We start from the raw sequence: 13,893 nt of genomic DNA, 5'->3' as shown, positions 1-13,893 counted from the left end.
CTTTTACAGTTCCAGTTCATGTTGCAGCAGGCTGGCGATAGCGTCGGCGGAAGCGGCGTTAACCAGCGCGTTACGGAATTCTTCGTGCATGATGCGGCGAGCGAGGCGCGAGAAAATGCGCATATGCTGATCGCCCGCAGCGTGTTTGTTCAGGGTTAACATAATGATGAATTGTGCTTCATCATCGCCCCAGCGCACAGGTGCTTGCAGACGAGCCACACTGATGGTCGACTGCTCAATATGTTCTGATTTGCTGTGTGGAATGGCGAAACTAAAGCCCAGTCCGGTAGAGAAGACGGCCTCACGCGCCCACAGATCGGCTTCCAGTTTCCGCGGATAGCGACAGCGTCCTGCCAGCAGCAGGTTATCGGTCATGCCTTTGAGCACTTCTTCTTTGCTGCGCCAGTCGCTTTCCAGCGTGATGCACTCGGCGGTAACCAGCGGCGCATCCTGTTGCGTCATACGGAACTGCGCCAGCAGATGCTCCACTTCCAGTGAAGTACGGCAGGCCATCGCCTGGTTAAGCAACTGACGACATTCGCGGCTGTCGAGTTGCGCCATGCGTGCTTTTGCCGCCGGAATTGACGGTGCGCTCATGCTAAGTTCATCCAGCCCTAAACCGATCAGCAGCGGCAGTACGGAACCTTTTGCCCCCAGTTCTCCGCACAGGCCGATCCATTTACCCTGGCGATGCACTGCCTGAACGGCGTAATCAAGCGCCCGCAGGAATGCCGGATTCAGACTGTTGTAGTGACGGGTGACTTTAGCGTTATCACGATCCACCGCCAGCAGATACTGCGTCAGGTCGTTACTGCCGATACTAAAGAAATCAATCTCTTCGCAGCACTGGTCGATAATGAACATGACCGACGGTACTTCCAGCATGATGCCGAGTGGGATCTTTTCATCAAACGGAATGTGTTCGTTACGCAGTTGCTGTTTGGCTTCCGCCAGCTTTTCTTTCACCCATAAGATCTCTTCCATTGAGGAGATCATCGGGATCATGATTTTCAGGCTGCCGTGAGCAGAGGCGCGCAGGATCGACCGTAATTGCGTGGTAAACAGTGACGCGTATTCTTCATAAATACGCACCGCGCGATAACCAAGGAATGGGTTGGCTTCTGCGGGAATATTCAGATAATCAACGGGTTTATCGCCGCCAATATCCATAGTACGCACAATAATGCTGCGCCCGTTGGCGGATTCCAGCGCCTGACAAAAAATGTTGTACAACTCGCTTTCGCCCGGTGCACTGGTGCGATCCATATAGAGCATTTCAGTGCGGAACAGACCAACGCCTTCTGCGCCATTGCCAAACGCAGCCTGTGCTTCTACCGAGTGAGCGATGTTAGCAGCAACTTCGATACGGATACCATCAGCGGTGCGGGCTTGCTGGGTCAGCCAGACACGTTGTTGCTCACGCAGAGCGTCCTGTACGCGCGCTTCCTGTTGATAATAACGCGCCACCGCTTCTGTCGGTTCGACCACAATCGCCCCGGCGTTGCCGTCGATATAAATCGTTTGTTGCAGCCACGGGCTAAGGGTCTCGATATCCACGCCGACCAGCGTCGGAATATTAAATGAACGGGCAAGGATCACCGTGTGTGAGGTGGTGCCGCCGCTTTTCAGTAGCAGACCTTTGAGGTGATTTTTATCCAGTTCGAGGAACTGACTGGGGGTTAGTTCATCCGCCATACAAATGGCTGGCTGCGTCAATTTACCCGGTGCCGGGAAGCGTTGTTCGCCGTAAATTTGCTGGAGTAACTGGAAGCAGACGTCGCGCACATCCAGCGCACGCTCTTGCAGGTAGCTACTACTGGAACGGGCGAACTCTTCGCAAAAGTGATTCGCACTGGCAACAATCGCTTCGGCACAGCTTAATCCCTCGCTGACACCCGCCAGTAAGTGTTGACGTAAAGAGGTATCGCCCGCTAACGAACGGTGGGCTTCCAGTATTGCGCTGGTGGCACCGTCGCTATCCAGCAGACGAAACTCAATGTTTTTCAGTACCAGTGTCAGGCCGTTTTCCAGTGCAGATTGTTCGGCGTCAGCATCTTTAGCGGCAGGAAGATTACCCAGTGCATTGAGATCTAAAGAGGAAATCGGCGTCAGGATGCCGCCTGCGCTACCGTTACACACGGTGCGGGCGCGGATAATGCGCGGATTCAGATTAGTCAGTGAAACCGGCAGCGGCTCCAGTTCGTCAGATTTTACTTCTTCCAGCGGCGCGTCACAGTGGGGAAATTCATCGCGCAGCCATTGGCTTAAACGCTGGTGTGCTTCTTGTTCGTCGGCTCCAGAAATCAGTAACTGGCAGTTATCGCCCACCAGTGTATCGGTGCCAATCAGCGCCAGCGCGCTTTTGGCGTTGCCCTTGCGATCGGTACGCAGGTTATGCCACTCAATTTGCGATGAAAAAGTATTACATAGCGTTTCAACGTGGCTTGCCGGACGTGCATGTACGCCATTAGGTAGCTCACAAATAAATTCCACAATCAGGGCCATTGCCTCTCTCCCGGTAAGGTTTTCTGTTTACAGGATAAGAGTGCACGGTAACGGCCTGCCATGTGACAAATCTGTCAAAAGCTGGACAAATGTAATGTAACCGTCAATTTGCGACGCGTCTCACAAGACGCGCCACTCCGGCATGATTCCGAGATAACGCAAGTTATGAGGCGGATCGCATTTTTGTACTGACATTACAAAAGTCCAGTAAATGGCCTTTTTATCCACTGTTTGCTCCGCTTGCGATTGCCTATTGTTTCTCCCATCAAAAAAATATGGACATGGGCTTTTGCAAGCCCAGGAGCAGCTTATGAATGAGTTGGTGCAGATACTGAAAAACACTCGTCAGCATTTAATGACGGGCGTTTCACACATGATTCCCTTCGTAGTATCGGGCGGTATTTTGCTGGCGGTTTCCGTCATGCTGTACGGCAAAGGTGCGGTGCCAGATGCCGTAGCCGATCCGAATCTGAAAAAACTGTTTGATATCGGCGTCGCGGGCTTAACGCTGATGGTGCCTTTCCTTGCTGCTTACATCGGTTATTCCATTGCGGAACGTTCCGCGCTGGCTCCGTGCGCTATTGGTGCCTGGGTCGGTAACAGTTTTGGTGCAGGCTTCTTTGGCGCGCTGATCGCCGGGATTATCGGCGGCATCGTGGTGCATTACCTGAAGAAAATCCCGGTGCATAAAGTTCTGCGTTCTGTCATGCCAATCTTCATTATTCCGATCGTCGGCACCTTAATTACCGCTGGCGTCATGATGTGGGGGCTGGGCGAGCCTGTGGGCGCATTGACTAACAGTCTGACCCAGTGGCTTCAGGGAATGCAGCAGGGCAGCATTATCATGCTGGCGGTCATTATGGGGCTGATGCTGGCGTTCGATATGGGCGGTCCGGTTAACAAAGTGGCGTATGCATTCATGCTGATTTGTGTCGCCCAGGGTGTTTATACCGTGGTGGCGATCGCGGCAGTAGGGATCTGTGTTCCGCCGCTGGGGATGGGGCTGGCGACGCTGATTGGTCGCAAAAACTTCTCCGCAGAAGAACGTGAAACCGGTAAAGCGGCATTGGTGATGGGCTGTGTTGGTGTCACTGAAGGGGCGATTCCTTTCGCCGCCGCCGATCCGTTGCGTGTGATCCCTTCCATCATGGTGGGCACTGTTTGTGGCACGGTCACCGCGGCATTGGTTGGTGCGCAGTGCTATGCAGGCTGGGGTGGTCTGATTGTGCTGCCGGTAGTTGAAGGCAAGTTGGGTTACATCGCGGCAGTGGCTGTTGGGGCTGTAGCAACGGCTATCTGCGTTAACGTGCTGAAAAGTCTGGCGCGTAAAAATGGGTCTTCAACTGATGAGAAGGAAGACGACCTGGATCTGGATTTTGAAATTAATTAATTGAGGAACGAGCCATGGCGAAAATTATTGCAGTAACCGCATGTCCTTCAGGTGTTGCCCATACCTATATGGCGGCAGAGGCGCTGGAAAGTGCCGCGAAAGCAAAAGGCTGGGAAGTGAAAGTAGAAACCCAGGGGTCGATTGGTCTGGAAAACGAACTGACTGCGGAAGACGTGGCGAGCGCCGATATGGTGATTCTGACCAAAGATATCGGCATCAAGTTTGAAGAGCGTTTTGCTGGCAAGACCATCGTGCGTGTCAACATCAGCGACGCAGTAAAACGCGCTGACGCCATTATGAGCAAAATTGAAGCTCACCTGGCGCAAACCGCTTAAGTTCTTATCCCGCCCGCAAGGGCGGGTTCGCTTTCCCACAGGAGTTCCTCATGACGAATCGTATCTCTCGCCTTAAAACTGCACTGTTTGCCAATACCCGTGAAATCTCGTTGGAGCGGGCGCTGCTTTATACCGCCAGCCATCGGAAAACCGAAGGCGAACCGGTGATATTGCGCCGGGCGAAAGCGACAGCGTATATCCTTGAACATGTTGAAATTTCGATTCGTGATGAAGAACTGATTGCCGGTAACCGCACCGTAAAACCGCGCGCCGGGATTATGTCGCCGGAAATGGATCCTTACTGGTTGCTGAAAGAGCTGGATCAATTCCCGACACGCCCGCAGGATCGCTTCGCCATTAGTGAAGAAGATAAACGTATCTATCGCGAAGAGTTGTTCCCGTACTGGGAAAAACGCTCGATGAAAGATTTCATCAATGGGCAGATGACGGACGAAGTTAAAGCGGCGACCAGTACGCAGATTTTCAGCATCAACCAGACGGATAAAGGCCAGGGGCACATCATTATTGATTACCCACGCCTGCTGAATCACGGGCTGGGTGAGCTGGTGGCGCAGATGCAACAACATTGCCAGCAACAGCCGGATAATCACTTTTATCAGGCTGCGCTGTTATTGCTGGAAGCCTCGCAGAAACATATTTTGCGTTACGCCGAACTGGCAGAAACGATGGCAGCAAGCTGCGTTAATGCCCAACGTCGGGAAGAATTGCTGACTATTGCGGAGATCTCCCGTCATAACGCCGAACATAAGCCGCAGACGTTCTGGCAGGCGTGCCAGTTGTTCTGGTACATGAACATCATTCTGCAATATGAATCTAACGCCAGTTCGCTGTCGTTAGGGCGCTTCGATCAGTATATGTTGCCGTTCTATCAGGCCTCGCTGACCCAGGGTGAAGATCCGGCGTTCCTGAAAGAACTGCTCGAGTCCCTGTGGGTGAAATGTAATGACATTGTGCTGTTACGTTCCACCAGCAGCGCGCGCTATTTCGCAGGTTTCCCGACCGGCTATACCGCACTGCTCGGTGGTTTAACGGAAAACGGACGTAGCGCGGTGAATGTGCTTTCGTTTCTCTGTCTCGACGCCTATCAAAGCGTACAGTTGCCGCAGCCAAATCTCGGTGTGCGCACTAACGCCTTGATTGACACGCCGTTCCTGATGAAAACCGCAGAAACCATTCGTCTTGGTACTGGTATTCCGCAAATCTTCAACGATGAAGTGGTGGTGCCCGCGTTCCTCAACCGTGGTGTTTCGCTGGAAGATGCGCGCGACTATTCAGTGGTCGGTTGCGTGGAATTATCCATTCCGGGCAGAACCTACGGTCTGCACGATATCGCGATGTTTAACCTGCTGAAAGTGATGGAAATCTGCCTGCATGAGAATGAAGGTAATTCCGCATTGAGTTATGACGGTTTGCTGGAACAAATTCGCGCGAAGATCAGCCACTACATCACTCTGATGGTTGAAGGCAGCAATATTTGCGATATCGGCCATCGTGACTGGGCACCAGTGCCGCTGCTCTCTTCGTTTATCAGCGATTGTCTGGAAAAAGGCCGCGATATTACCGACGGCGGCGCGCGTTATAACTTTTCCGGCGTGCAGGGGATTGGTATCGCTAACCTGAGTGATTCACTCCATGCGTTGAAAGGGATGGTTTTTGATCAACAACGTTTAAGTTTTGACGAGTTGTTGTCGGTATTAAAAGCAAACTTCGAAACGCCAGAAGGCGAAAAAATCCGTGCTCGTTTAATTAACCGCTTTGAGAAGTACGGCAACGATATCGACGAGGTGGATAACATTAGCGCCGAATTGCTGCGCCATTACTGCAAAGAAGTGGAAAAATACCAGAACCCGCGCGGCGGCTACTTCACGCCGGGGTCGTATACCGTTTCTGCTCACGTCCCGCTGGGGTCGGTGGTTGGCGCGACGCCAGACGGCCGCTTCGCCGGAGAACAACTGGCTGATGGTGGTTTGTCACCAATGTTGGGTCAGGACGGACAAGGGCCAACGGCGGTGCTGAAGTCAGTAAGTAAACTTGATAACACGTTGCTTTCTAACGGTACGTTGCTGAATGTGAAATTCACTCCGGCTACCCTGGAAGGTGAAGCGGGATTACGCAAACTGGCTGACTTCTTACGTGCATTTACTCAGCTTAAGTTGCAGCACGTTCAATTTAACGTAGTGAATGCCGACACGTTACGTGAAGCCCAATTGCGCCCGCAGGACTATGCGGGGCTGGTGGTACGCGTTGCCGGATACAGCGCCTTCTTTGTCGAACTCTCGAAGGAAATTCAGGATGACATTATCCGCCGTACAGCGCATCAGTTGTAACGTTGTGGAAACGCGCCGCGAGGATGTGGCGCGTATTTTTAACATTCAGCGTTATTCGCTGAATGACGGTGAGGGTATTCGTACGGTGGTCTTTTTTAAAGGCTGCCCACATCTGTGCCCGTGGTGTGCTAATCCGGAGTCGATCTCCGGCAAAATCCAGACGGTGCGTAGAGAGGCGAAATGTCTGCATTGCGCGAAATGTTTACGTGATGCAGATGAATGTCCTTCCGGCGCATTTGAGCGGATTGGTCGTGATATCAGCCTCGACGCTCTGGAACGGGAAGTGATGAAGGATGACATTTTCTTTCGCACGTCTGGCGGTGGTGTCACGCTTTCTGGCGGTGAAGTGTTGGTGCAAGCGGAGTTTGCTACCCGTTTTTTGCAACGACTGCGGCTGTGGGGCGTGTCATGTGCCATCGAAACTGCCGGAGACGCGCCAGCAAGCAGGTTGCTACCGCTGGCGAAATTGTGCGATGAAGTGTTGTTCGATTTAAAAATTATGGACCCGACAAGAGCGCGGGACGTGGTGAAAATGAATCTGCCGCGCGTGCTGGAGAATCTGCGTTTGCTGGTGAGTGAAGGTATCAATGTGATCCCTCGTTTGCCGCTGATCCCTGGCTATACGCTCAGCAGAGAGAATATGCAGCAGGCGCTGGATGTGTTGATTCCTTTGAATATCAGGCAGATCCACCTGTTGCCGTTTCATCAGTACGGTGAACCGAAATACCGTCTGTTGGGGCGCGAATGGTCGATGAAAGATATACCGGCACCGTCGTCAGCCGATGTGGCATTGATGCGTGAAATGGCTGAACAGGCTGGTTTTCAGGTTACGGTTGGGGGGTAGGATGGCATATCTGGTTGCAGTTACCGCCTGCGTTAGCGGTGTGGCACATACCTATATGGCGGCAGAACGGCTGGAAAAGTTGTGTCAGCAGGAAAAGTGGAGCGTCAGCATTGAAACTCAGGGGGCGCTGGGAACGGAGAACCGCTTATCGGACGAGAATATCCGTCGCGCGGATGTTGTGTTGTTGATTACAGATATCGAGCTTTCTGGTGCCGAGCGTTTTGAACATTGTCGCTATGTACAATGCGGTATCTACGCTTTTCTACGCGAACCTCATCGGGTGATGAGTGCTGTTCGTAAGGTGCTTTCTGCGCCGCAGCAAACGCACCTTATTCTGGAGTAGTTGGTTTTTCTGTCAGTTGGCTGTGGTACTGCCGACGATATTCCGACGGCGAGCGTTCGGTATTTTTACGAAACAGACGGCAGAAGTAGTTGCTGTCGACAAAACCGCAGGCGTGAGCCACTTCTTTTACCTTCAGATCATAGCCTTTCAGTAGCGTCTTAGCATGTTCCAGTCGCGTGTGATTCAGGTATTCGTTAAAGCCAATAGCCCCCGTTTTTTGAAACAGGTGCGATAGGTAGTTTGGTGAAATGTAGAACGCCTGCGCGACAGATTCGCGGGTCAGCGCGGTGGCATAACGTTCGTCGATGTAATCGCGAATGGCTTCGAAAAGTGCCTGGCTGCGAGAGGCTGTCTGAATTTGGCTGCCGAGCAAATCGCGGCAGTGGCTAAGCAAACTGGTGACAATAAGCCTGGCTGTTTGTTGCTCCTGCGGCTGCATTTGCATTTCATTGAGCGTTTGTAGCAGGAACGAGCCAATACGTGGGCCACGTCGGGCGACGTGTTGCTTTGCCAGATTTTGATATTGTTTGCCATCCCACTGTACGACGCTGAAGCCGAGTTGCTGTTTGCCAAACAGAACGCTAAATGTCGTGGCGGGTGTTTCCCATTGTGGGAAATTCCACCCGCCAGCGGGAACGTACAGTACATCGCCGGAAACTAACGTTGCACCTGTACCGGTATCAACAAACTCGCCTTCCAGCACAATTTCCAGCCGTGGAAAATCGACCTTATACGCGAGATCGGGGGCCGGGCCGTTGCTGCTCGCGAAGTAAACCTGGCGGAGTAACAGCGGGCCGTTGATTAGGCGGGAGAGCAGATAGTTGACGTCGTGATACATGTTATTCCCTCAGGTATGTAGACGGGAAAACAGTAACTGGCATTATGAAAAAAGGCCACCTGAAAAGTGTGGCCTGATGGGAGTGAGATGTAAACATTGCGGCAGTTGTATTGCCGGATGCGGCGTAAACGCCTTATCCGGCCTACCGCCGCGATCTGTAGGCCGGATAAGACGCGTCAAGCGTCGCATCCGGCAAATAGCACCTGGTAGATAATTACTGATTACCCACCTGATCGCCATACGGCAGAGTGTCGTAATCGATCAGCGCATTTTTCTTATACGGGTTACCAATCCAGCGGGTGGTTTCTTTGAATTGCGGGTTCACCACCGAACGGGTTGGATCGTAACCATCGTAAGATAAGCCCGCCAAATCCGACCAGGTGTGGATCAGTTCAGCCAGGCTGTATTTACGATCGACATCCTGCGAGAAATCACGCGGATGAGTCGCCTGCCATTTTTCCGACGTCCACAGCAGGAACGGAATGGTGTACATGTGGCGCGTCGGGTTGTCTTCATTACGCCCCTGAGTTTTATGCGGTGGTGTGTCATAAACCTCTTCACCGTGGTCAGAGAAGTAAACCAGGAAACCATTCGGATCAGCAGCTTTAAAGTCTTTAATCAGGCTGGCAACTACGTGATCGTTGTACAAGTTGGCGTTGTCGTAATCGTTATACGATTCCAACTCTTCTGCGCTTAATCCCGGCGGCACGTGATCGGTATTGCCATCAAACTTGCCCTGATCTTCCGGGTAACGATATTTGTATTTGATGTGCGTACCCAGCAGATGAACGATGATCAGTTTCTTCGGCGCGGGGTCCTTCAGCACTTCCTGGAACGGCTTCAGCACGTTGGTGTCGTATTCACGCGCACTCTGTGTGCGTTGCTGGTTCATGTAGTACTGTTTATCGGTCTGGCGCGAAAATACCGTCAGCATGGTGTTGCGGGCGGTCATCGTTTGCTGGTTGGTGATCCAGAACGTTTTATAACCCGCCTGTTTCATCATGTTCATCAGCGACGGCTGCGTCAGGTACAGATCCGGATTCTTTTCGTTGGCGAAAGTCAGCGCCTGTTGCAGGATTTCAATGGTGTACGGACGCGATGTGACCACATTATTGAACACGGTCAGGTTTGGGTCGGTTTTATGCAGCGCATCCAGTTCAGGCGTGGTTTCACGCGGATAACCGTACAGGCTCATGCGTCCACGCTGGGTTGATTCGCCAATCACCAGTACTAAGGTGCGCGGTTCGTTGCCCGATTCGTCTTTGAAATTAGCCAGCGGCGGTAATGCGTTATTTTCATTCAGTAGTTTCGTCAGTGAGTTAAGTTGCTGGCGATACTGATAATAACCTGTCAGGAATTGCCACGGCGCGGCGGGTTCCATGCGCGATGCCAGATTATCCAACGTTTTCTCAAACGGTTTGTTTTTGATAAACGTGTTCATGGCGATCGGGTGCAGAATCAAACCATAAAGCAGGGCAAAAGAGACAACATAACGCCACGGCTTCGGAATATAGACCGGGCGCAGGCGTGTCCATAGCAGAACTGCCACTGCTGTATAGGCCAGCGCGATAAGCACAATCTTCAGGCTGAAATACTGGCTTAAATACTCGCTGGCTTCGTTGGTGTTGGTTTCAAACATCACAAACAGAACGCTCTGCGAGAACTCCTGACCGTATATGACGTAGTAACACAGCGCCGCCAGAGAGGCCGCCCACAGCATCACGCCGATTATCGCGGCGATAATTTTAATCCGCTTCGGAAAGAGGAATACCGGGATCAACCACAGCGAACTAAACAACAGCGAGTCGCGCATGCCGTTAGTACCGCTGTAGCCGCTGACGTAAATAATGACCTGTAGTAGGGTAGAGAAAAACCAAAAGTAGAGCAGTGCCCAACCCAGGGCTTTCCAGCTAAAAAGGGGTTTAGCCTGGACTTCTGTGGAATGCATAGTAAGAACCTGTCTCGAAAAAATAGCGCCGAATGTAAGGGTAAAACCTTAAGGATATCTGAAGAGATATCCAGGATTTGAATAAAATGCAGACAGAAATATATTGAAAACGAGGGAGTTAGAACAGAAGTATTTCAGAAAACCCTCGCACTATTGCACGAGGGTTGATTGAGGGAGAGATTAGCCGGTATTACGCATACCTGCCGCAATCCCGGCAATAGTGACCATTAACGCTTGTTCTACGCGGGGATCCGGTTCATGACCTTCTTTTTCCGCCTGGCGGGAGCGGTGCAGTAGCTCTGCCTGCAACACGTTCAGCGGGTCGGTGTATATATTCCGTAGCTGAATAGACTCGGCAATCCACGGCAGATCCGCCATCAGATGGGAATCGTTGGCAATCGCCAGCACCACTTTGATGTCTTCTTCTTGCAGATTGCGTAACTCTTTACCTAACGGCCACAGTTCTTTGTCGACCAGGCGTTGGTCATAGTATTCCGCCAGCCACAGATCCGCTTTTGCGAACACCATCTCCAGCATTCCCAGACGTGTTGAGAAGAACGGCCAGTCGCGGCACATGGTTTCCAGTTCGTTCTGTTTGCCATCTTCGACCACTTTTTGCAGCGCTGTACCCGCACCCAGCCAGGCGGGAAGCATCAGGCGGTTTTGCGTCCAGGCGAAGATCCACGGAATGGCGCGCAGTGATTCGACGCCGCCGGTTGGGCGACGTTTCGCCGGACGTGAACCCAACGGCAGTTTGCCCAGTTCCTGTTCTGGCGTAGCGGAACGGAAGTAAGGAACAAAATCTTTGTTTTCACGCACGTAGCCACGATAGACATCGCAAGAGATGACCGACAGTTCATCCATAATCCGACGCCAGCTCTCTTTCGGCTCTGGCGGTGGCAGCAGGTTGGCTTCCAGAATCGCCCCGGTGTACAGCGACAGGCTGCTAACGGTGATTTCCGGTAGACCGTATTTAAAGCGGATCATCTCGCCCTGTTCGGTCACACGCAGGCCGCCTTTCAGGCTTCCCGGCGGTTGCGAAAGCAGTGCTGCATGTGCTGGTGCGCCACCGCGGCCAATGGAACCGCCGCGACCGTGGAACAGCGTCAGTTCAATACCCGCCTTTTCGCAGGTTTTGATTAACGCATCCTGTGCCTGATACTGCGCCCAGGATGCCGCCATCACGCCCGCATCTTTTGCTGAGTCGGAATAGCCAATCATTACCATCTGTTTGCCCTGAATCAGACCGCGATACCAGTCGATATTCAGCAGTTGGGTCATAACATCGTTGGCGTTGTTCAGGTCATCGAGGGTTTCAAACAGCGGTGCGACCGGCATCGCGAATCCAATTCCCGCTTCTTTCAGTAGCAGGTGGACAGCCAGTACGTCAGACGGTGTTTTCGCCATCGAGATCACGTAGGCGGCAATGGAGCCTTGCGGCGCTTCGGCAATCACCTGACACGTATCGAGCACTTCGCGTGTTTCGGCGCTTGGTTGCCAGTTGCGAGGCAGCAACGGACGTTTAGAGTTCAGTTCGCGGATCAGGAACGCCTGTTTGTCGGCCTCTGACCAGCTTTCGTAGTCTCCGATGCCGAGGTAGCGGGTCAGTTCACCCAATGCTTCGGTATGACGAGTACTCTCCTGGCGGATATCAATACGCACCAGCGGTACACCGAAACATTTCACGCGGCGCAGAGTATCAAGCAGATCGCCGTTGGCGATAATCCCCATGCCACACGCCTGAAGTGACTGGTAGCAAGCGTAGAGCGGCTCCCATAATTCTTCGTTCTGTGTCAGCAGGCCTTCCGGTTTTGGCAGTTCTTCACCTTTCAGGCGCGCTTCCAGCCACGCCTGGGTCGCCATCAGGCGAGAACGCAGGTTTTTCATCAGATAGCGATACGGCTCTGCAGCACCTTCTTCACCGACCAGCGCCAGCAGTTCAGGTGTTGCTTCAACCATCGACAACTCGGAGACCAGAACCTGAATATCTTTCAGGAACAGGTCAGTTGCTTTCCAGCGACTGAGCAGAAGTACGTGACGGGTGATGTCGGCGGTGACGTTTGGGTTGCCATCGCGGTCGCCGCCCATCCACGAGGTAAAACGAACCGGAACAAATTCTACCGGCAGTTTGTAGCCCAGGTTTTCTTCCAGTTGCTCATTCAGTTCGCGCAGGTAATTCGGCACGCCCTGCCACAGGCTGTTTTCTACTACTGCAAAACCCCATTTGGCTTCATCAATTGGGCTTGGGCGTAGTTTGCGGATTTCATCGGTATGCCACGACTGAGCGATCAACTGGCGCAGACGGCGCATTAATTGGTGATGTTCGTAGTCAGCGAGATCTTTGTTGTCGAGCTGTTTTAAGCAGGCGTTCACTTCCACCATTTTGTGGATCAGTGTGCGGCGGGTGATTTCGGTTGGGTGTGCGGTAAGAACCAGTTCCAGCGACAACGATTCAACCGCTTTTTTGATAGTTTCTTCGCTAAGGTCTGGCTGGTTTTTTAGTTTACGCAGGGTACGGGCGATCACTTCCGGATTGCTGGCAGCCTCACCTTTTGGCGAAATGCTGTGGTATTGCTCGGCGGTGTTGGCCAGGTTCAGGAACTGGCTAAACGCACGCGCAACGGGTAGCAGCTCGTCGTTCGACAAATTTTGTAAGGTGGTGAGCAACTCCTGGCGGTTAGCATCATTGCCAGCGCGTGAAGATTTGGACAACTTACGGATAGTTTCTACGCGTTCAAGAATGTGTTCTCCCAACGCATCCTTGATGGTTTCTCCCAGCACTTTGCCGAGCATACTGACATTACTGCGCAACGCGGAATATTGTTCGTTCATATGACCCCAGACACCCCATCTTATCGTTTGATAGCCCTGTATCCTTCACGTCGCATTGGCGCGAATATGCTCGGGCTTTGCTTTTCGTCGTCTTTTATAAAGCCACGTAAACGCGGTGACGTCAAATGCTGCGAAATCGCTTCAGCAAACGAATAAATAGCAGGGATTTACGCCATTAAATTCACGACGTTTTAAATAAGCGTAACTTATGGGAATGTTAAAAATTCGCCTCGCGTAACACCAAATACGTAGGTCGGATAAGATGCGTAAGCATCGCATCCGACATTATTGCGGCGCTGGAGTTTGGCAACAGTGCCGGATGCGGCGCGAGCGCCTTATCCGGCCTACGGTTGGGCATCATTTGAGTCACTGTAGGTCGGATAAGATGCGCAAGCATCGCATCCGACATTATTGCGGCGCTGGAGTTTGGCAACAGTGCCGGATGCGGCGCGAGCGCCTTATCCGGCCTACGGTTGGGCATCATTTGAGTCACTGTAGGTCGGATAAGAT

The 13,893-nt window shown here is 52.5% G+C and carries 10 protein-coding genes; 5 read left to right on the top strand and 5 right to left on the bottom strand.

The window, feature by feature from the left end:
- Nucleotides 1-3: 3 nt before the first annotated feature.
- A complete protein-coding gene (ptsP, locus tag BEA93_RS17470) occupies nucleotides 4-2,505 on the bottom strand; it encodes a phosphoenolpyruvate--protein phosphotransferase (RefSeq protein ID WP_001185149.1) in 2,502 nt (833 codons plus the stop codon).
- 310 nt (nucleotides 2,506-2,815) lie between these two features.
- Between ptsP and BEA93_RS17465 the strand changes: the two genes are divergently transcribed.
- The 5 genes from BEA93_RS17465 to BEA93_RS17445 are packed head-to-tail and all read left to right on the top strand — an operon-like array spanning nucleotide 2,816 to nucleotide 7,765.
- Nucleotides 2,816-3,895: a PTS fructose transporter subunit EIIC gene (locus BEA93_RS17465; RefSeq protein WP_001004461.1), complete on the top strand. Its 1,080-nt coding sequence runs from the start codon at nucleotides 2,816-2,818 to the stop codon at nucleotides 3,893-3,895.
- Nucleotides 3,896-3,909: 14 nt separating this feature from the next.
- Nucleotides 3,910-4,230 (top strand): PTS fructose-like transporter subunit IIB, encoded by a 321-nt coding sequence (locus tag BEA93_RS17460; RefSeq protein WP_038354991.1) that lies wholly within the window; start codon nucleotides 3,910-3,912, stop codon nucleotides 4,228-4,230.
- A 50-nt stretch (nucleotides 4,231-4,280) separates the two neighbouring features.
- Nucleotides 4,281-6,578, top strand: a complete 2,298-nt coding sequence (locus tag BEA93_RS17455; protein WP_105224815.1) for a formate C-acetyltransferase — start codon at nucleotides 4,281-4,283, stop codon at nucleotides 6,576-6,578.
- Nucleotides 6,544-7,422 carry a [formate-C-acetyltransferase]-activating enzyme gene (locus BEA93_RS17450; protein ID WP_000175534.1) on the top strand — a complete coding sequence of 293 codons (879 nt, stop codon included), beginning with the start codon at nucleotides 6,544-6,546 and terminating at the stop codon, nucleotides 7,420-7,422. The genes BEA93_RS17455 and BEA93_RS17450 overlap by 35 nt, the downstream gene beginning before the upstream one ends.
- Nucleotide 7,423: 1 nt before the next feature.
- Nucleotides 7,424-7,765, top strand: a complete 342-nt coding sequence (locus BEA93_RS17445; RefSeq protein WP_000323857.1) for a PTS fructose-like transporter subunit IIB — start codon at nucleotides 7,424-7,426, stop codon at nucleotides 7,763-7,765.
- On the opposite strand, the gene BEA93_RS17440 is transcribed toward BEA93_RS17445, so the two are convergent.
- From BEA93_RS17440 to BEA93_RS25765, 4 genes are all read right to left on the bottom strand, one after another.
- Entirely contained in the window at nucleotides 7,752-8,603 is an 852-nt protein-coding gene (locus tag BEA93_RS17440; protein ID WP_000274587.1) for an AraC family transcriptional regulator, read from the bottom strand. The two genes, BEA93_RS17445 and BEA93_RS17440, sit on opposite strands and share 14 nt — an antisense overlap.
- A 214-nt stretch (nucleotides 8,604-8,817) precedes the next feature.
- A complete protein-coding gene (locus BEA93_RS17435) occupies nucleotides 8,818-10,551 on the bottom strand; it encodes a phosphoethanolamine transferase CptA (protein WP_000556325.1) in 1,734 nt (577 codons plus the stop codon).
- Nucleotides 10,552-10,731: 180 nt separating this feature from the next.
- The gene (gene ppc, locus BEA93_RS17430) at nucleotides 10,732-13,383 is read right to left on the bottom strand and encodes a phosphoenolpyruvate carboxylase (RefSeq protein WP_001005558.1); all 2,652 of its coding nucleotides are present in this window, start codon (nucleotides 13,381-13,383) and stop codon (nucleotides 10,732-10,734) included.
- Nucleotides 13,384-13,600: 217 nt separating this feature from the next.
- Nucleotides 13,601-13,893 (bottom strand): hypothetical protein (locus BEA93_RS25765; protein WP_236942894.1); only part of this gene is annotated, 293 nt, incomplete at its 5' end.

It is taken from the genome of Escherichia sp. MOD1-EC5950, assembly GCF_002965345.1.
Lineage (GTDB): Bacteria > Pseudomonadota > Gammaproteobacteria > Enterobacterales > Enterobacteriaceae > Escherichia > Escherichia marmotae.
The sequence above is the reverse complement of the archived record's forward strand: the minus strand, read 5'-3'. Positions and strand labels throughout refer to the sequence as shown.